Here is a 17,913-nt window from a genome sequence, read left to right on the forward strand (position 1 = left end):
ATTCATTTAGTGAGGAGTGCAAGGAAGTTTAGGCTTGGAGAAGCTTGGCGTAGCAGCGTAATCCATCTAATACCGTGGTGATGGAATCTTCTATTTTGTCAGGTGCGTTATCTTCTACAGTTCCGCCCTGTAGTTGCAAAATATCGTTAGCTTGTGTTTCCAGCAGCCAATCATTAAACTCTGTACGACTCACGCGATCGCCAATTCCTCTTCTAATGCGATAAATTGGCACTAGATTATTAAAGTTGTACTCATAGTTCAGCTTGTCGTAGACTTCCAACGCCACTGACTTAAACTCGTCATAAGATGCGATCGCACCCTTCCCATTAACATTAACCAGTACATCTGCACCAGTTACCACAACATCAATCTGACTAATCCACCGCAACAACGCATTCGCCGCCCAAGTACCAACAATCGTCCCTTCAAACTTAAAATCGCCCCTTCTCAAACCCTCACCCAATACCTCTAAACCCTTGCCAGATGTCAGAGAATATCCCTTTTTAGAAATTGCGATCGCACCCTGCTTCTGTAATTCCTCGAATATGCCCTGATAATCTGCCACCTTCTGGCTTTTGGCTACAATTCGCTTAGTGAGTTGACCCTTCTTAACTTCCTGCTGCGTTCCTCCCAAATCCCACAAAGCCAAAAGAAGACGAGTGCTAGTATTTTTTGATGTCATATTGAGTGTATTTTTTGACAAAAAGCATCATAGTAACTGTATCTTTGTAAATTATTTACATAGAAAAAATAACCGAGAAATTGCTGAATATTTCAGCTAAATAGATTTATAAAAAATCAACAATATATTTCCTTAGGATGAATGCAGTTTCTCTCAAAGGCGGGATGTAATGCTTGAGAAAATCGACGATCATGACAGAGAAACGCTGTAGCTGTGCAGTTGTAAATTTAGTGGTGTATGTTTTTTCAATTCCCAGCGAAATAACAGGAATTCCAACTTTGTTTTTGCAACAGCAAGGCTTTTAGCAAATACAGGTGAGAATGAAATCCAATGAACACAATATATAAAGAACGTAAAATAGTTTCGCGTTTATTTGCAGTGCTGCTTTCGGCATTGCTAATGGTGCCCTTGCTGAGTAGCTGCGGAGGCGGTTCTAAAAACGCTTCAGTTCCACCACCTGTTGATGATACCGCCGGTAGAACAGTGAGCGATCGCCAAACGGAAGCGAAGAAGGGATTGGGTACAGGACAAAAAGTGGCTCTTTTGGCAGGTGCGGCAGGACTTTATTACCTCTACAACCAACATAAGAATGCTTCACAAGAAGGAGCGCAAGGTAAATACTATCTTTCTAAGAACGGGCGTGTATACTACCGTGATGCTGAACACCGTGCTCACTGGGTAACAGCACCAGCAGAAGGAATTCGAGTACCAGAATCTGAAGCACAAAAGTATCGGGAATTCCAAGGCTATAATCGGAGTACCACAGGTCGCGATCTCTCTGGTATAACTTCATCCGCAGCACCGGCACTCTAGATCAGCGAAGCGTGTGTAAATAAGAAAGCGGGTTTCCCGGAGGATAACGCCGATCGCGCACGTCGGAAACACGAACTTAAATCAGGAGACAGATTATGGTAGATGAATTTTTCCGAAAGGCGAAGGAGTTGCTTTTGGGGTCGAACGGCGAGCAAGCCGATCAAGATGCCGAATTCCGCGATCGCAATGTACGTCCAGCCAGCGAAGATCCCTACGGCGACCCCGCAGATATCTCGTCTTACGGCAATGTTCGCCCAGCTAGTGAAGACCCCTACGGCGACCCCGCAGATATCTCGTCTTACGGCAATGTTCGCCCAGCTAGCGAAGATCCCTACGGCGACCCCGCAGACACAGGGGAGTATGGTGACGTCCGCCCAGCCAGCGAAGACCCCTACGGCGACCCCGCAGATCAGGATTTCCGCCGTTAACGCAAAACCTAACCTCCCAGCCTTCTTCTCTACCAGAAAATGGAGACAATTCAAAGCCTCTTTTTTAGAAGGGAAGAGGTTTTGAGAGGAATTTACAGATTTGATTTATAGGGTGATAAAAAAAGGCAGCGGGATTAAAACCTACTGCCTTTTTTTGCTGCTATTTTTACAAATTACGAAATTATTTTGTTACTCAAAATTTCCTGCGATCGCTCAATATTTTGACGCACAGCTCGAGCAGCGCCACCGTTGCGAGTTCTTTCTACCAAACGTTCAATCGTGGTTGTATCCAGCAATTCAGTGATAGGAATGCCGTTAACGGTAGCATAACCAGACAAGGGAACCATTAAATCGCCGTGGCTACCCAATACCATTGCTTTGACATAAGCGGGTAAAACGCCCAATTCTAGGGCAATGAAGGTTTCAAAACGGGCGGAATCTAACACACCAGGCATACCCATAATGCGATCGCGTGGTAAACCTGTTGCTTGCCAAGCTAAATAAGTTATCACATCCAACGGATTGGTGACGACAATAAAAATAGCATTGGGAGAATGAGCGATGTCTACGACGGGCTACGCCTACGCATTTTTTGCCGCTTCCACTACAATCTTGGCATTGGTTTTCAGCGAATTATCCCGACTCATCCCTGGTTTGCGGGGAAGTCCGGCGGTAATCTCAGGAGTCCGAATAAATGCTGAATTCTGAATTCTGACTCCTGAATTATTTTTTATTATTTAAACTCTTCGAGTTGATCCACACGTAACCAAATATTAGGTGTTGGCACTTTCCCAAACTTTATCAGGGCGTAATCACCTTTAATATCTACAATTTCGCCCTTGGTTTCAAACAAATAAGAAGGAAAGCGAGGATCACTGGCTTTAGCCTCCAGACTGTTTTCTAGTTTTTCGCGCACAGCGCGAACCATATCTCCTTTTTTGACTGCCATGATTTCCTCTCTCAAATTTATAACGTCTTTCACCTGCATTTTAAAAGAGTTCCGAGTTAGAAGTAAAAACTTTTAACTCCTGTAGAGACGTGATTAATCGCATCTCTACTCTTAATTCCTAACTCCTCGTAACGTTTGACACTCGGAGCAAAAATGACTAGATCGCCCAGCTAACCTAATCCGTTGAATTGATGTACCACAAATTCGACAGGGTTCTCCAGCGCGGTTGTAAACCCAGGCTACACCACCATAATTGCCGTTAGTACCTTTGACATTTAAGAAATTACTAAATGTTGTACCACCAGCCTCAATGCTAGTTTCTAACACTTGAATGATGGCTATTCGCAAACGCTCAATTTGCTTTAGCTGCAAATCTATACACAAAGTTTTAGGTAAAATTCCACTCTTAAACAGGGCTTCATCGGCATAAATGTTACCTAATCCCGCCACCACCGATTGATCTAGTAGCGCAGTCTTAATTGAACGGCGGCGGTTTTGGAGTTTGCTTGTTAGATATTCAACAGTGAATTCGGGTGAAAATGGATCTGCTGCCAGTTTTGCCAAACCAGTCATAATACTTTCTACAGCAACACCAGGCGGAACCCACCATATTTTACCGAAGGTACGCTGATCGACAAAGCGTAATTCCTGCTGTTCTCCAAAGAATAATCTAACCCGCGTGTGCTTGTGTAATGGTTCATCTCGATGCAGCCATAGTAATTGACCGGTCATTCGCAGATGAACCCCTAGCCAACTGGTTGATGAAGGGGAAGATGAGGAGAGTTCGGCCAGGAGATATTTACCGCGACGATGCCAAGTAGCGATCGCATATTTTTCAATTCCACCAACAAACTCACCAACAGAAAACGGGTAGGCGATGGTGCGATCAAGCAACACATCTCCTCCCGTGATTTCTTGGTTGAGGGTCAATTGATTTAGACCTCTTCGGACTGTTTCAACTTCAGGCAGTTCGGGCATTCAAGCTGAGTTAACCAGGCAATTGTGATTTATTTGAGGAATCGAGGAAGAAGAGATGGAGTAGTAACTTACATAGCCGTATATGACTCGTATTACTACCCAAAAGAAACCGTAAATACCCGCAGGGCGGCTCTCGGAGATTAGGGTAGGCTAGGACAAAGAATGAATGAACTGAAAATTTCAGACTTCATACTTCAGACTTTAAGACTACCCTTCATCATCGCATCAAACAACCCCCTTCTAGCTTTGCAGCTATTTTTTCGGTGCTTTAGCCTTTGGTGCTTCAACCTCGACTAATTCATCTTGGGCAAAGTTGTTGGTATTGATACCAGAGTAATTTACCTTTTCAAAGCGGACAATTACTGGGTATTTGATGCCGCTTTGGTCGATGGAAGCCACAGTTCCTAGATCCTGAAACCAGTAGGATTCAGGGCGGAGAATACGTACTTTAGAACCACGTTGAACCATGATTATTTTCCCTTTTAGTTATCAATCGCCAATCTAGAGGGCTAATTGATTTCACTCTACAACCTCAAGGTCGCAGCAAGAGTCTTTGTTAAGTTATTTGTCTAAATTGGGGAGTGGGGAATGGGGAATAGGGAATGGGAAATGGAGTGAGCATTGAATATTAGTTATTCTTTCTCCCTTATCTCCCAAAGCCGAATTTAAAACTGTATTAGATTCTCCTTGACAAGGCACATGTTATAGTGTACCTTCGTTCGCAAACAGTTATTTTGTAGAAGCTTATGTTTTAGTTAAGACAAACACACTTCCCTCATTACCTCTGCCGATCCGCAGGTCGTTATCTATATAAGTGATATCTAACCAGCCTTGCTGTTTGTCACTGTTTATAGCAACATCAATTCCGGGAAATTTTCTACCTGCTTCAATTTGTTGGATAAAAGTTACCGGAGAATTGTATTCTATTAAACGTTGTAAGCCGATAATAGAACGCTCAAATTTCACTTGGACACGTCGACCTGAAACTGGCTCAAATTTAGCAGCAACGCTGACTAACCCTTCTAAATAAGGTAAGCCATAAATCTCAGCTATGTTGTAAACACTGGTTGTCTCTACCCGGATACACTGATAGATTTGACCTAGTTTGCATAAAGGTAAACGATCTAAGTTTAAAAGAGACTTGCTAGTGGTGTATAGTAATCGCCAATTGCCATCTAGCAAATTACTAGCTTCCACCGGACGGGGTGTAGGATTAAAGTCTTCTAAGTTGGCGATCGCGATTAAGATAGCCTGTTTCTGTTCTTCGGTCGCCAGTAGACCGCGATTAGTAAGTGCGATCGCATCCATAAGAGCCGCTTTTGGCATCATCGCCTGTCACCTCAAAAATCATTCACTTTCCATCAGCATAAACAAGATATTCATGACATATATGTAGAGCCATAAAAATTACTAAGAATCGCTTGACTTAAGCCTTATGCTTATTAAATAAAAAAATTTCTATCTGAATGCGGATTTATCAACTAAAGGGTTGAAAAGATAACTAAATTAATCCGTGTCAAGTGATAGACTCTAAATGTCAACTTACGTAAACCTTTTCTTGTCCTCACTCGATATGTTGAACTCTCCATTACGTGAAGAACCCCGTAACCAGCGAGCCGATGTCATCCCCCTAAAGCCAGAGTCTTCTTTGTTGGATTGGTTACAAAACAACGGTCGCATCATCGCGCGTGACGTTCACGAACCGGATTTTCAAGCTGACGAAGAAGGAATAGACTCCTTAATGGGTGTAGAAGATGGAATTGGCTACGACCTCGATGATGATGATGATGATGATATAGGAATCGCTGAGAATTAGCCTTTTCAGGCTAGGGACTTGGTAGTATCCCTAGTTAATGGTATTCAATTTTATAAGTGTGGAGTGAAGGGAAACTTCTGTGGACGCTAAATTATCTCCTGAGCAAGGATTAAATATTTCTGGAATCGCTCTAGCCTCTTTATTAGCCGTAGGGCTAGGCACAACAGCATTTTTCTTGGATTCGATCGCCAATCGGCTACCTTGGCAAAGTATGTCGTTAACCCTACCACTGCTGTTGTGTGCGTTGGGTTCAGGTGTGGTGGGCTATTGGGTAATACCTTTACTTCAAGCACTTAAAACTGGACAAATAATTCGCGAAGATGGGCCCCAGGCTCATCTCAAAAAGGCAGGCACTCCCACAATGGGCGGTATATTTTTTATACCTGTATCTGTTCTGCTTGCTTGTATATTGTCTAACTTTTCTAAAGAGGTGCTTGCAGTTTCGGCTTTGACAATCAGCTACGGATTGATTGGCTGGCTCGACGATTGGCAAATTCTGCGCCGTAAATCAAATAAAGGTATATCTCCACAAACAAAACTGGCTTTGCAGGTGAGTTTTGCGGCTATGTTTTGTCTATGGCTGATGTTTAATCAACCTTCTAATATTACAAATATTGCTTTGCCTTGGGTGAGCTTCACACTACCCTTAGGATTTCTATTTTGGCCTTTAGCAGGTTTTGTACTAGTTGCAGAAAGCAATGCGACTAATTTAACAGATGGTATTGATGGTTTGGCAGCAGGAACAGTTGCGATCGCACTTTTGGCATTAGGTGCTCTAGTCGCGCCTACAGCACCAGGATTGATGGTTTTCTGTGCTGCTTTAAGTGGTGGGTGCTTAGGTTTCTTAGCCCATAATCGTAACCCAGCCCGCGTTTTCATGGGAGATACTGGTTCCCTTGCACTGGGAGGAGCTTTAGCTGCTGTTGCACTCTTGACAAACACCTTAATAGGTCTGTTTATTCTCAGTGGTATCTTCTTTGTAGAAACCCTTTCGGTGATGGCACAGGTAAGTTATTACAAAGCCACAAAAGGCCCCGATGGCAAAGGCAAACGTCTCTTCAAAATGGCACCCTTACACCATCATTTAGAACTTACTGGCTGGTCAGAATTGCAAGTAGTGGGAGTATTTTATATAATCGCTGCGATTTTGGCTGCAATTTGTTTAGCAATCGCTCCATTCTGAATGTTTTAAAAACTGCTTGAATATAAAAAACAACTCCCACATCTTCAGGGAGTTGTTTTTTTATAGGTAATATTTATAAGTTTCTGATTTTTATGCCAACTGAAGCACAAAGGATAGTCATGGAGTCAATCTAAAATCTAAAATTGTTTGACCAGAAAAAAAAGGTACAAGCCCCTAAATTTATTTATGGAAAAGAAAAAAATGTGTTTCGAGACACGTAGTGTAAGAAATACAGCATCCTCTAACTCAAGCCCCGAAATTTATTTATGGGGTTCAAAATGTTTGACTTTTGACTTTTGACTTTTGACTTCCCCGAAGGGGCTGACCGCTTCCAGTGTTCTGAATTCTTTATTTTTCAATTATAGGTATTTACATATTCCCTAACTCGATTCTTCCCTGTTCGCTTTGCCTCAAGCATCGCTTGATTTGCCCGATTTAGAAAATCCTTAACCGTAATCCCTGGTTCTGATACAGCTATTCCAAAAGAAGCGGTGATGCTTTCAAGGAGGCGATCGCCGTCTCTCAATTGCATTTGTTCAATATCTAATCTTAGTTGTTCTACTCGCTTCCTGAGCGTTTCCAGTGTTATGTTAGGCATCACAATTACAAATTCTTCACCACCCCATCTGCAAGCAATGTCAAAGGAGCGAATAGATTTTAACAGTAACTTTGCTAATCCCTGGAGAACAATGTTAGCAGTCACGTGCCCATAACGCGAGTTGTAAGATTTGAAGTTATCGATATCAAGGAAAATAATACTAAGAGGTTGTCCCGATCGTTCAGCTTCCGCTAGCCTTTGTTCCGTTATGCTTTGCATATAATTTTGATTGAATAGTTGGGTCATCCCATCCCGCAAATTCTCATGGATTAGACGCTGTTTTATCGATAAATTATTTATTGCAAAGCCTAATGTTCTAGCAATAATCTCAGTAATTTGTTGAGCTTCTGGACTGATTTCTTCAAGTGCATTGATGTGTAATATCCCAATTACTTCACCTTGTGCAAAAAATGGAACACACAAATGTGTGCCGCTAACAGGCTGTATTAAATGACTACACATTAATCCTGAATTACAAGGCGATAAAAGGTTTAATTTTCCTCTCCGCAATGCCCAACAATCAGATAGTGAAAATATTTCTTTACTGCTTCTTTTACTTCCCCAAAAACTATTCATCTGAACATAATTCTTGGAATTAGCAACTATATTGATACAACCACTCATATTAGGAAATAGCTGGGAAAAAGTTAAAGCAACTATTTGATATACCTCATCTTTAGACTCACAGGAATAAAGCATATCCGTCATATCTGAGAGATATATAAGTTCTCGTTTTTTTGCCTCTAATTCCAGTGTTTTTTCTTCTAGCTGCTGATTTAGCTCAGTGAGCGATCGCCGTGCTTCTATGGATTCTGTAATATCGATACTGATCCCACCAATGCGGTAAGCGCCCGTTGCGTAATCGTTAAACGGAAACTTAAATGATAGCCAGTAACACGGCTGATCGTTACCAGGTATCTTTACCTCTTCAATCAGCTTCAAGGGGCGTAGAGTTTTCAAAACGACTTGCTCGTTTTCCATTACCCGCCGCCCCTCTTCTGGATCTGGCAAGAATTCACTAGTCGTTTTCCCCAACCATTCTTGTGGATCTACCGAAAATCTAGACTGTATCTCCTGGTTGTAGTAAAGCATTCTAGATTGCTCATCTTTGATATAGGCTGCAAACGGACCCTGATCTAGAAATAGCTGTTGTATCTGCTGGCTGTGTTGAAGTTCACGGGTATCTTCTTGAGATTTGGCGATCGCCCGTACAATTTGATAACCGATTGGCATCAGGTAGACTAAAGCAGCTAAGGAAATCAACGCTATTAAGTCGAGCACAGCTAAGTGCAGCAAGGACACTGGCACATGTAACTCAAAAATCGCCAAAAGATGATGAAATCCGCGAGATAGTACGAATCCACCTAATAAGAAAAAAGCTAGTTTATACTTAGAAGGGATAGTTGCCTTAGTTTTCGCAAAGAAAATCCCTATTACTATAGAGATGCCAAAGTAGGAAAATGCAGTGATCCAGTGAGCAATGATGCAATTCCAGTAAATAGGCTGCATTGATAACCTGATATTAACATTTCATCTACTTCACTATATTTCTGGGTAGTCTCAAGATGTAACTATAGAAGGGATGAGTTACAATGCCTCAAGCTTTAGTTTTATCTTACTCAATGCTGAGTTAGGAAATAGTATTCAGTACTGATGTACTTGGTAATAAGCTAATAATCATTCAAATTGCATCCCTATATCTTTTGCAACTTCCGCGTCAGAGCATCTTTCTAAAGCTAAAGATTATACAATTACAAAGCGGATTAGTTTAGCAATTCCCCTTTTGGGCGGTCTTTTAACTCAGCATTCTGCATAAAAGTTCTTATGGTAACTTTCGGAACGGCTGCTTATTTCACCCCCTTACAAACCTGACTTACCAAGTGAGTGAGTTCGGGTAAAATCAGTTTTTCCATTGCCAGGCGCACAGCATTACTGGAACCAGGAAGCGAGAAGATTAATTTATCTTGATAAACACCAGCAACAGCACGAGAAGCGATCGCCCGCGAACCAATTTCTTGATAACTTAAAAAACGAAATAACTCACCAAATCCCGGCAAAGTTTTGTCCAGTAACTTCTCAATGGCATCGTAGGTAGTATCTCTTGGTGCAATACCTGTACCACCATTGAAGATTACAGCATCCAAATTTGAGCTTTTGCCCAGATTTTCTATCTGCCTTTGAATTTGTGCTGGTTCATCTTTGATAATCGTGTACGCTGCTACAGCATGGTTAGCACCAAGGAGTAACTGCTGAATTAGCTGACCACTTTTGTCTGTTTCCAAAGTGCGTGTATCGCTGACAGTAACTACAGTACAAGTTACTAGAACTCCAGGCGAGTCTGGATGAGGTTGTGGCATTATATGTCACTCATGTACTTTTAATAATCGATAATTGGGCATGGTAAATAGCGCATTCATTGAACATGACAATTACCAATGCCCTATGCCCTATGCCCTATGCCCTATGCCTCATTTTTGCTCAATCCCAGATCGTTTTCTTCAGCATACCGCTCCATGAAACGCATGAAGCGATCCCATTCTTGGACAGATTTCATTACGTAAAGTGCTTCTAATTCTTCCGGTTTCCCGTTAATAAATTTAGCCTTAACTTCACGGGTAATTATTTCGCCTTCTTCGTCAATCAAGTACATCCCGGTAATATCTTCGGTGGTACCTTGATCTAAAATTTTCGGATTCGTAAAAATAAACGTCGCTGTACCACTGTCGCCAGTGCGCGATCGCGTTAAGCGCACATCTGGAATTACCTCTTCGTCAAGACCTCTAGAAAACTGGATTTTCGCCATGATGAATGAATTTAAACTTTTGTGATGGTTAATTTAATATTCTCTCATCAATTAGAACACCACAGTCTAGAGGCTACTGTTATTCAGTTTTTAGTGTATATACTTAAATCGCTTCTTTTTCAAGTAACAAAGTTACGGGTCCATCGTTTTCAATTATAACTTGCATCATTGCACCAAATTTACCTGTTTCTACCTGTAACCCGCTAGCTTTTAACTTGGTAACAAAACGATTATACAAATCTTCTGCCGATTGGGGAGCGGCTGAACGGTCAAAAGAAGGACGGCGACCTTTGTGACAGTCACCATAAAGTGTAAACTGACTAATTACTAACAAATCGCCGCCAATTTCTTGTATAGATTTTTGCCAACGATCGTCTCCTTCTTCGTCAGTAAACAGCCGCAATTCTAAGCACTTACGCACCATCCAGTCGATTTCAACATCAGTATCGGTATTAGCTATACCTACAAGCAAATTTAGCCCCCGCCCAATTTTGCCGACAATTTTACCATTAACTGTAACTTGAGATGATTTAACTCGCTGGATAACAACGCGCATTTTAATCTAAACGTTCATCAATGTTTCAATTTTAGAGTAATGTCTACCACTGGCTATTGAGCGTGGCATTTTTAAACGGCAAATTAAATATAGAAACAATGAACGCTTACCACTTGATAAAATCTCTTAATGTTTGATAACGTTTGTAAGTTCCTTGCTGAAACTTTCTCCAGTGACTTTGCCACTTGGCTGTTAGGAGAATCTATCACACTCACAGAATTAAGTCCTTCTGAACTTTCTCTGGAACCAATCCGCGCCGATGCGCTGATATTGCTCCAATCTAATGAAGTTGTGTTGCATTTGGAGTTCCAAACCCAACCCAAAGCTGATATTCCCTTTCGGATGATTGATTATCGGTTGCGAGTGTATCGCCGTTTTAAAAGTAAGCGAATGCGTCAAGTAGTGATTTATCTACAACAGACAAATTCAGAACTTGTGCAGCAAACCACATTCACTTTGGAAGAAACCTCCCATAAGTTCGAGGTAATTCGTCTTTGGGAGCAACCAACAAGTGTATTTTTGGAGCATCCAGGATTATTACCATTTGCGGTGTTAAGTCAAACAAATAACCGCACTGCTACATTACAGCAAGTTGCTCAAGAAATTTCTGAAATTACCGATCAACGTATTCAGAACAATATTGCAGCCTCAGCCTTCATTCTGGCTGGGCTAGTATTAGAGAAGGAGATAATTCAACAATTGCTGCGGAGGGAACTTGTGCAGGAGTCAGTAACTTATCAAGCTATCCTTGCTGAAGGTTTAGCCGAAGGTCGTGCTGAAGAAGTGCGGCGTGTAGCGATAAATTTGCTCAAAGAGGGAATCTCAGTGCAAATAGTGATGAAAGTGACGGGGTTATCCGTAGAGCAGGTACAGCAGTTGACAAGCGAACAGGCTGGTAGTACAGAGGAGTGAGAAATGCAATCGCTATTCTCTCATTTTCATTAGTCAAAATCGATGGCAAAGCCATTGGGAATGCATTCCCAGGTGGAACCTGGGAACGAGCACGAGTTTTAAACTGTTAACTCCTGTACAGACGCGATTAATCGCGTCTCTACTCCTAACTTTTATTTGCCAAAACCTTTACCGCGAGAGGTTGAAGGTAGACAAATGCAGTTTTCGAGTTGACTGATTAAAGCCTCACGATCCAAATTTTGACCAATCAGCACTAGTTGGTTTTTCAATTGACCTTTCCATTCATCATCATCCAAGGTAAAGCGTTTACCACAAAGGTGGAAAATATGACGCTTCGGACTTTCATCAAACCACATAATGCCCTTCGCTCGGAAGATATTTGAGGGCAACTGGTTATCTAAGAAATACTGAAATTTCCTAATAGAAAAAGGCTTGTCACTCTGGAAAGATATAGAAGTAAAACCATCATTTTCTAAATGGTCAGAATGATGGTGATGATCGTGATGGTCATGGTCGTGATGATCGTGACCGCATGTTGAGTGGTCATGCTCATCATGATGATCGTGATGGTCGTGTTCATCCACCACTGTGTCAAAATATTTATCTGACTCAAACAGACCAACACTGAGAATTAAAGGAAGTGGCACTTGCGATCGCGTAGCGCGGATAATTCTTGCTCCTTCCTTGACTTCGTTAATTTTTCTTTCTAACTCGTTCAAAGTGGCTTCATCAACCAAATCTGCCTTGTTCAGCACAATTACATCGCCATAAGCAATTTGGCTGTATGCTGCCTCAGAATTAAATAAATCTAAGCTGTAATTAGCCGCGTCTACTACGGTAATAATCGAATCCAAACGGGTTAAATCCCGCAATTCTGTGCCCAGAAATGTTAAAGCTACTGGTAGTGGATCTGCCAATCCAGTTGTTTCCACTACTAGATAATCTAGATTTTCTTGGCGTTCTAAAACTTTGTAAACTGCATCTACCAAATCATTATTAATAGTGCAGCAAATACAACCATTATTTAGCTCCACCATGTTCTCACCAGTGGAAACAATTAGCTCGTTGTCGATACCAATTTCGCCAAATTCATTTACGAGAACAGCGGTTTTTAAACCCTGTTGGTTGTTGAGGATATGATTGAGTAAAGTCGTCTTGCCACTACCGAGGAAACCCGTAATAATTGTTACTGGCATTCCTTGTTTAGGCGTATCCATTGCTTGATCGGGTGTAACTGCTGATTGCATAGCGCTGTTATCAAATAGTCAAAAAATAGTAATGTAGCGCAGATAGTCCAGAAAACACTAGCGCCGCTACGCGGAAGTCAAAAGGAGCCAGTGCGTTGGGCGGCTCTGCCGACTTGAAGCAACTGGCGTTCAAAAGTCAAGAACCCTTGATTTTTGGGCTTTCGAGATTTTGTCCAATAGTATGTTGATTTCCGCCGTGACGTACTAGCATAGGGATGCTGGACTGTCATCCCAGCTGCTTTACCCTATTATTACGTATCTTCCTATTTCAGCATTACTCTGTTATGACCCTAACCCTTTACAATACCCTCACCCGTCGTCAAGAACCGTTTGAAACAGTCGAACCAGGCAAAGTTAAGATGTATTACTGCGGCGTGACGGTGTACGACTACTGCCATTTGGGTCATGCGAGAGCTTGCATTGTTTGGGACGTAGTACGCCGATACCTCCAGTTTATCGGCTATGAAGTCCGATATATCCAAAATTTTACTGATATTGATGACAAGATTCTTAATCGAGCCTGTGTTGAACATTCATCAATGGAAGCTGTAGCCGATCGCTTTATCAAAGCATATTTTCAGGATATGGCGCGATTGGGAATCAAAGAAGCTGATGAATATCCTCGTGCTACCCATACGATGAATGGCATTCAACGGTTAATTCATCAGTTGGAAAATAAAGGTTTTGCTTACCCTGCTGACGGCGATGTGTATTATGCAGTACGGCTGTTTGCTGAATATGGCAAACTTTCGGGACGCAAGTTAGAAGATATGCAAGCCGGAGCGAGCGATCGCGTCAACGTGGATGATCCAGAGTACCAGAAAAAGAAAGACCCCTTTGATTTTGCTTTGTGGAAAGCAGCAAGACCGGGAGAACCTGCTTGGGAATCACCTTGGGGCGCAGGCCGTCCGGGGTGGCATATAGAATGCTCGGCAATGGTGCGCGATCGCCTGGGTGATACCATAGATATTCATGCTGGTGGTGCTGACTTAATTTTTCCCCACCATGAAAACGAAATTGCCCAATCTGAGGCTGTGACAGGAAAACCCCTGGCGCGTTACTGGCTGCATAACGGCATGGTAAAGGTAGATGGTGAAAAAATGTCCAAATCTTTGGGCAACTTTACCACTATTCGAGAATTGCTGGATCGAGGCGTTGACCCGATGGCAGTACGGTTGTTCGTGTTGACCGCTCAATATCGTACACCCATAGATTTTACCGATGAAGCGATCGCCGCAGCAACTAACGGTTGGCACACCCTTAAAGAAGGTTTACTTTTCGGCTACCAGTACGGCAAAAAACTAGGATGGAAAGTGGGGAATGCCTCACTACTTCCTGAAACAGTTGAACGCTTTCAAGAAACTTTGAATAACGACTTTAATTTTCCTGGTGGGTTAACAGTGCTGTTTGAATTAGCCAAAGAACTGCGCCGTCAGGGAAATATTCTTGTGCATGAAGGGAAAACCGAAACATCATCTCTGGAGTTACAGCTTCAATGGCAAACTCTCGTTACATTAGCTGGAGTTTTAGGTTTAGAAGCCAAGATAGAAACAGAAACTCACACAAGTAGTGGTTTAAGCGATGCAGAAATTGAGGCGAAAATTCAGCAAAGGCAAGAAGCACGTATTGCCAAGAATTTTGCCGAAAGCGATCGCATTCGTGACGAACTCCAAGCACAAAGTATTACGCTAATTGATAGTCGTGATGGCACGCGTTGGCACCGAAATTAGAGGGGACTGGGAACTAGAAATTGAATTCTTCCCAATGCCCCATGCCCCACGCCCAATTCCCAATTCCCAATTCCTTAAATTATGTGGTCTGAACTTAAAAAAGCGATCGCTAGTTTCGATATTCCCGCTGATTGGATTGGTATTAGAGCCGTAAAGGAGACTTCTACTATCCGTTCAGTCCGTGATGCCTTACCCCAACTAAACGGCAAATCTTTCACTGTCGGAGCCATGCTGGAAGTTTTGGTCAATGGCTGTCTGGGTTATGCAGCTACTAACTCTCTAGAACTGTCTTCCCTGCAAACCGCTGCTCAAATAGCCTATAAACAAGCATTAGCAGCCAGTGAATGGTGGATACATCCCTTCGGTGAAACTGAGCGTCCTAAAGTTGTTGGTGAATATAAATCTCCATTCCTTGAGCCATTGGATGCTCTGAGTCCAGGGGAAATCAACGATTTACTGGTTCGTATTTGCCAAACGCTCAAAGTTGACGACAAAATTGTGCAAACCATAGCTAGTGCTAGCACAATCGAGAGAGAATCTTGGTTTGTTAGCAGCAACGGCTCAGAAGTCTATCAAAAAATACTATCTATAGGCACCAATTACGGAGTCACTGCCCAAGATGGAGCAGTTGTACAGCAGCGCAGCAACAACGGGTCGCAAGCAAACTGTTACCAAGGCGGACTCGAACTATTAAAACAAGAAAACTTATGGCATCGGGTGCGGCAAATAGGCGAACAAGCAATAGAACTCTTGACAGCAGAAGAATGCCCAACCACCCGTACCAATTTAGTTTTAGCTCCAGATCAAATGATGCTGCAAATCCATGAAAGTGTCGGGCATCCCCTAGAAATTGACCGAATTTTGGGAGATGAGCGTAACTATGCTGGGGGCAGCTTTGTTAATAAAAGTGATTTTGGCAACCTAGTATATGGTTCGCCGCTGATGAATATTACCTTTGATCCCACTGTGCCTGGTGAATTTGCCAGTTATGGCTTTGATGATACGGGTGCTGTAGCAACACGGGAGTATTTAGTTAAAGAAGGTGTACTCCAACGGGGTTTAGGCAGTCTGGAGAGTCAAGTAAGAGCAGGTGTACCAGGAGTTGCCTGTGCCCGTGCTTCCTCATGGAATCGACCAGCGATCGATCGCATGGGTAACTTGAATTTAGAGCCTTTAAACACTAGTTTTGAAGACATTATTGGTGGGATAGAACACGGCGTTTACATGGAATCTAACCGTTCTTGGTCAATTGACGATCGCCGCTACAAATTCCAATTTGGTTGTGAGTACGCTAAATTAATTGAAAACGGTAAACTTACCAAAACCCTCCGTAATCCCAACTACCGCGCCACAACACCAGAGTTTTGGCATAGTTTAATTAAAGTCGGAGATGCCACGAACTGGCAAATGTATGGTACTCCTTATTGTGGTAAAGGCGAACCAAATCAGGCCATTTGGGTAGGACACGGTTCACCTGTCTGTGTCTTTGCTAATGTCGAAGTTTTTGGTGGAGGAACTTGAAAAATACAATAGTTAGAAGTTAGTAGTTAGGAGTTTTGAATTAAGTAAATAGGCATAATTAAACATCAAATAAAAGCCTACTTCGTAGTGAGTGATTCATCGCTCAAAAAAAAGGGTTATCAGGACTAAAGTCCTTACTACAAACTTTAATTTATTTACGCCAGCTACTTACAAAAATTCTTTTAACTCCTAACTCCTAACTTTCTCCTCACCTTATTCCCTATTAATATTTAATATCTATGAAAATTGAGGAATTATCTGCGTTAGAAGTCAGCTTTAATCGACTGATTGAAAGTTTGCTGATCAAAAAAGCAGAAGATGAACAATTCACTGTAAGACTTAACAGTGAAATAAGTCAATTTACTCGTTTCAATCATGCAAAAGTGCGACAAACTGGTTGTGTTGCTGATGGTTGGATAGAACTGACTTTAATGCAAGATCAGCGCAACAGTGTTCGGCAGTTTCCTTTTACTGGAAATTGGGAGGTAGACTGGCAGTTAGCATATACTGCTTTGCAAGAACTACGTGACGAACTTATTCTACTACCTGTAGATCCATATCTAGTTTTGCCATCAGGAAATAATATCAGTAGAGAAATACATTCTGGAAATTTATTGGCAGCTGAGGCAGTAGTCCCGACTGTGCTAGAACTAGTTGCTGAATTGGATTTTACAGGGATATACGCAGGGGGAGTGGTAATTAAAGCTTATGGTGATTCTAGCGGTCAAAAACACTGGTTTGCTACTGATTCTTTTACTCTAGATTATTCTCTATTTTCCCCATCTGGACAAGCAGTTAAGGGCACGTTTGCCGGGAGTGATTGGAATGAATCTAAATATATAGCCAAAATTAGCGAAGCTAAAAAACAACTAGAATTGCTTGCTCATCCAGCGAAAGAACTGCCACGGGGACAGTACAAAACTTATTTTGCACCTGCTGCTGTTGCAGATTTATTAGTAATGCTTTCTTGGGGAGCGGTAAGCGAAGCTGATATCCAACAAGGAAACAGTGCTTTAGCTGCTTTATCGCGTCAAGAAAAACAACTTTCTCTAAGATTTAGTTTAAAAGAAAATTTTCAGCGGGGATTAGTGCCGCGATTTAATGAATTGGGAGAAATGGCAGCATTGGAGTTACCTGTAATAGAAAAAGGATATTTGGTAAATACTCTGGTGAATTCTCGCACTGCTAAAGAATATCAAAAAGTTGCCAACGGCGCTAATGGTTCAGAGACTTTACGAGCGCCAGAAGTCAGTCCGGGAAATTTAGTATTTGAGCAGATTATTCCGAGTTTAGATACAGGATTATATGTATCTAATTTGCATTACTTGAATTGGAGCGATCGCCACACTGGTAGAATTACAGGTATGACCCGTTATGCTTGTTTTTGGGTAGAAAAGGGAGAAATTATTGCCCCCATTGAAAACTTACGTTTTGATGAAAGTCTCTATCACTTTTGGGGAGAAAACTTAGTAGATTTGACCACTTTTCAAGAATTTATTCCTGAAGTAGGTACATACGAAAGTCGTCAACTTGGAGGTAGTTTAGTTCCCGGTATGTTGGTGAAAGATTTTACTTATACTTTGTAAGTACATCGTGCAAAGATGCAGATAAATTATTAGCTTATTTACCTCTTGGCATGAGATTAACTTAATAATTTTTATTTGATGATTTTAATATTACTATTTCTGAATATAACG

The 17,913-nt window shown here is 41.8% G+C and carries 19 protein-coding genes and 1 pseudogene; 8 read left to right on the forward strand and 12 right to left on the reverse strand.

Features of this window, described 5'->3' with window-relative positions:
* Positions 1-28: 28 nt before the first annotated feature.
* Positions 29-682: a hypothetical protein gene (locus HWQ58_RS14765; RefSeq protein ID WP_292863618.1), complete on the reverse strand. Its 654-nt coding sequence runs from the start codon at positions 680-682 to the stop codon at positions 29-31.
* A 330-nt stretch (positions 683-1,012) separates the two neighbouring features.
* Here HWQ58_RS14765 and HWQ58_RS14770 point away from each other — a divergent pair, with 330 nt between their 5' ends.
* On the forward strand, positions 1,013-1,495 hold the full coding sequence (locus tag HWQ58_RS14770; protein ID WP_292863621.1) for a hypothetical protein: 483 nt from the start codon (positions 1,013-1,015) through the stop codon (positions 1,493-1,495).
* Positions 1,496-1,590: 95 nt separating this feature from the next.
* Positions 1,591-1,923: a translation initiation factor gene (locus HWQ58_RS14775; RefSeq protein ID WP_292863624.1), complete on the forward strand. Its 333-nt coding sequence runs from the start codon at positions 1,591-1,593 to the stop codon at positions 1,921-1,923.
* Between the two features lie 173 nt (positions 1,924-2,096).
* Here the strand turns inward: HWQ58_RS14775 and HWQ58_RS14780 are convergent.
* The 5 genes and pseudogenes from HWQ58_RS14780 to HWQ58_RS14800 form a co-directional block, all read right to left on the reverse strand.
* Positions 2,097-2,600: pseudogene (locus HWQ58_RS14780) on the reverse strand (hypothetical protein); the annotation flags it as partial.
* A gap of 56 nt (positions 2,601-2,656) precedes the next feature.
* The gene (locus tag HWQ58_RS14785; RefSeq protein ID WP_292776191.1) at positions 2,657-2,872 is read right to left on the reverse strand and encodes an NAD(P)H-quinone oxidoreductase subunit O; all 216 of its coding nucleotides are present in this window, start codon (positions 2,870-2,872) and stop codon (positions 2,657-2,659) included.
* Between the two features lie 111 nt (positions 2,873-2,983).
* Positions 2,984-3,850, reverse strand: coding sequence for a DNA-formamidopyrimidine glycosylase (locus HWQ58_RS14790; protein ID WP_292863627.1), 867 nt, complete (start codon positions 3,848-3,850; stop codon positions 2,984-2,986).
* 252 nt (positions 3,851-4,102) lie between these two features.
* On the reverse strand, positions 4,103-4,318 hold the full coding sequence (locus tag HWQ58_RS14795) for a photosystem I reaction center subunit IV (protein ID WP_094349537.1): 216 nt from the start codon (positions 4,316-4,318) through the stop codon (positions 4,103-4,105).
* 276 nt (positions 4,319-4,594) lie between these two features.
* Complete coding sequence (locus tag HWQ58_RS14800) at positions 4,595-5,179, reverse strand: PAP/fibrillin family protein (RefSeq protein WP_292863629.1); 585 nt, start codon at positions 5,177-5,179, stop codon at positions 4,595-4,597.
* A 244-nt stretch (positions 5,180-5,423) separates the two neighbouring features.
* Here HWQ58_RS14800 and HWQ58_RS14805 point away from each other — a divergent pair, with 244 nt between their 5' ends.
* Together HWQ58_RS14805 and mraY are read left to right on the forward strand one after the other, a co-directional pair.
* Positions 5,424-5,666, forward strand: coding sequence for a DUF3134 domain-containing protein (locus HWQ58_RS14805; protein WP_292863631.1), 243 nt, complete (start codon positions 5,424-5,426; stop codon positions 5,664-5,666).
* 79 nt (positions 5,667-5,745) lie between these two features.
* A complete protein-coding gene (gene mraY, locus HWQ58_RS14810) occupies positions 5,746-6,849 on the forward strand; it encodes a phospho-N-acetylmuramoyl-pentapeptide-transferase (protein WP_292863633.1) in 1,104 nt (367 codons plus the stop codon).
* A 355-nt stretch (positions 6,850-7,204) separates the two neighbouring features.
* Here mraY and HWQ58_RS14815 read toward each other — a convergent pair whose 3' ends face one another.
* From HWQ58_RS14815 to dtd, 4 genes are all read right to left on the reverse strand, one after another.
* Complete coding sequence (locus HWQ58_RS14815; RefSeq protein WP_292863636.1) at positions 7,205-8,956, reverse strand: diguanylate cyclase; 1,752 nt, start codon at positions 8,954-8,956, stop codon at positions 7,205-7,207.
* A gap of 338 nt (positions 8,957-9,294) precedes the next feature.
* Positions 9,295-9,807 (reverse strand): MogA/MoaB family molybdenum cofactor biosynthesis protein, encoded by a 513-nt coding sequence (locus HWQ58_RS14820; protein ID WP_292863793.1) that lies wholly within the window; start codon positions 9,805-9,807, stop codon positions 9,295-9,297.
* Between the two features lie 101 nt (positions 9,808-9,908).
* Positions 9,909-10,250, reverse strand: a complete 342-nt coding sequence (gene psb28 / locus HWQ58_RS14825; protein ID WP_292863639.1) for a photosystem II reaction center protein Psb28 — start codon at positions 10,248-10,250, stop codon at positions 9,909-9,911.
* A 103-nt stretch (positions 10,251-10,353) separates the two neighbouring features.
* The gene (gene dtd / locus HWQ58_RS14830) at positions 10,354-10,806 is read right to left on the reverse strand and encodes a D-aminoacyl-tRNA deacylase (protein ID WP_292863642.1); all 453 of its coding nucleotides are present in this window, start codon (positions 10,804-10,806) and stop codon (positions 10,354-10,356) included.
* A 129-nt stretch (positions 10,807-10,935) separates the two neighbouring features.
* Between dtd and HWQ58_RS14835 the strand changes: the two genes are divergently transcribed.
* Positions 10,936-11,718: an Rpn family recombination-promoting nuclease/putative transposase gene (locus HWQ58_RS14835; protein WP_292863646.1), complete on the forward strand. Its 783-nt coding sequence runs from the start codon at positions 10,936-10,938 to the stop codon at positions 11,716-11,718.
* A 152-nt stretch (positions 11,719-11,870) separates the two neighbouring features.
* Here the strand turns inward: HWQ58_RS14835 and HWQ58_RS14840 are convergent, their stop codons facing one another.
* Both HWQ58_RS14840 and HWQ58_RS14845 read right to left on the reverse strand, forming a co-directional pair.
* On the reverse strand, positions 11,871-12,965 hold the full coding sequence (locus tag HWQ58_RS14840) for a GTP-binding protein (RefSeq protein ID WP_292863649.1): 1,095 nt from the start codon (positions 12,963-12,965) through the stop codon (positions 11,871-11,873).
* A 77-nt stretch (positions 12,966-13,042) separates the two neighbouring features.
* Positions 13,043-13,195 (reverse strand): hypothetical protein, encoded by a 153-nt coding sequence (locus tag HWQ58_RS14845; RefSeq protein WP_292863651.1) that lies wholly within the window; start codon positions 13,193-13,195, stop codon positions 13,043-13,045.
* Positions 13,196-13,249: 54 nt separating this feature from the next.
* Here HWQ58_RS14845 and cysS point away from each other — a divergent pair, with 54 nt between their 5' ends.
* The 3 genes from cysS (at position 13,250) to HWQ58_RS14860 (ending at position 17,802) form a co-directional block, all read left to right on the forward strand.
* The gene (gene cysS / locus HWQ58_RS14850) at positions 13,250-14,695 is read left to right on the forward strand and encodes a cysteine--tRNA ligase (protein WP_292863654.1); all 1,446 of its coding nucleotides are present in this window, start codon (positions 13,250-13,252) and stop codon (positions 14,693-14,695) included.
* 81 nt (positions 14,696-14,776) lie between these two features.
* Complete coding sequence (locus tag HWQ58_RS14855; protein WP_292863656.1) at positions 14,777-16,216, forward strand: TldD/PmbA family protein; 1,440 nt, start codon at positions 14,777-14,779, stop codon at positions 16,214-16,216.
* Positions 16,217-16,455: 239 nt separating this feature from the next.
* The gene (locus HWQ58_RS14860; RefSeq protein ID WP_292863659.1) at positions 16,456-17,802 is read left to right on the forward strand and encodes a TldD/PmbA family protein; all 1,347 of its coding nucleotides are present in this window, start codon (positions 16,456-16,458) and stop codon (positions 17,800-17,802) included.
* Positions 17,803-17,913 lie beyond the last annotated feature (111 nt).

Source organism: Nostoc sp. LPT (assembly GCF_017115165.1).
Taxonomy (GTDB): Bacteria; Cyanobacteriota; Cyanobacteriia; order Cyanobacteriales; family Nostocaceae; genus Nostoc.

Bases quoted from the DNA above. Each gene is read 5' to 3' on its own strand.
- HWQ58_RS14765 (WP_292863618.1), bottom strand. From the start codon at position 682: ATGACATCAAAAAATACTAGCACTCGTCTTCTTTTGGCTTTGTGGGAT.
- HWQ58_RS14770 (WP_292863621.1), top strand. From the start codon at position 1,013: ATGAACACAATATATAAAGAACGTAAAATAGTTTCGCGTTTATTTGCA.
- HWQ58_RS14775 (WP_292863624.1), top strand. From the start codon at position 1,591: ATGGTAGATGAATTTTTCCGAAAGGCGAAGGAGTTGCTTTTGGGGTCG.
- HWQ58_RS14785 (WP_292776191.1), bottom strand. From the start codon at position 2,872: ATGGCAGTCAAAAAAGGAGATATGGTTCGCGCTGTGCGCGAAAAACTA.
- HWQ58_RS14790 (WP_292863627.1), bottom strand. From the start codon at position 3,850: ATGCCCGAACTGCCTGAAGTTGAAACAGTCCGAAGAGGTCTAAATCAA.
- HWQ58_RS14795 (WP_094349537.1), bottom strand. From the start codon at position 4,318: ATGGTTCAACGTGGTTCTAAAGTACGTATTCTCCGCCCTGAATCCTAC.
- HWQ58_RS14800 (WP_292863629.1), bottom strand. From the start codon at position 5,179: ATGATGCCAAAAGCGGCTCTTATGGATGCGATCGCACTTACTAATCGC.
- HWQ58_RS14805 (WP_292863631.1), top strand. From the start codon at position 5,424: ATGTTGAACTCTCCATTACGTGAAGAACCCCGTAACCAGCGAGCCGAT.
- HWQ58_RS14815 (WP_292863636.1), bottom strand. From the start codon at position 8,956: ATGCAGCCTATTTACTGGAATTGCATCATTGCTCACTGGATCACTGCA.
- psb28 (WP_292863639.1), bottom strand. From the start codon at position 10,250: ATGGCGAAAATCCAGTTTTCTAGAGGTCTTGACGAAGAGGTAATTCCA.
- dtd (WP_292863642.1), bottom strand. From the start codon at position 10,806: ATGCGCGTTGTTATCCAGCGAGTTAAATCATCTCAAGTTACAGTTAAT.
- HWQ58_RS14835 (WP_292863646.1), top strand. From the start codon at position 10,936: ATGTTTGATAACGTTTGTAAGTTCCTTGCTGAAACTTTCTCCAGTGAC.
- HWQ58_RS14840 (WP_292863649.1), bottom strand. From the start codon at position 12,965: ATGCAATCAGCAGTTACACCCGATCAAGCAATGGATACGCCTAAACAA.
- HWQ58_RS14845 (WP_292863651.1), bottom strand. From the start codon at position 13,195: ATGACAGTCCAGCATCCCTATGCTAGTACGTCACGGCGGAAATCAACA.
- cysS (WP_292863654.1), top strand. From the start codon at position 13,250: ATGACCCTAACCCTTTACAATACCCTCACCCGTCGTCAAGAACCGTTT.
- HWQ58_RS14855 (WP_292863656.1), top strand. From the start codon at position 14,777: ATGTGGTCTGAACTTAAAAAAGCGATCGCTAGTTTCGATATTCCCGCT.
- HWQ58_RS14860 (WP_292863659.1), top strand. From the start codon at position 16,456: ATGAAAATTGAGGAATTATCTGCGTTAGAAGTCAGCTTTAATCGACTG.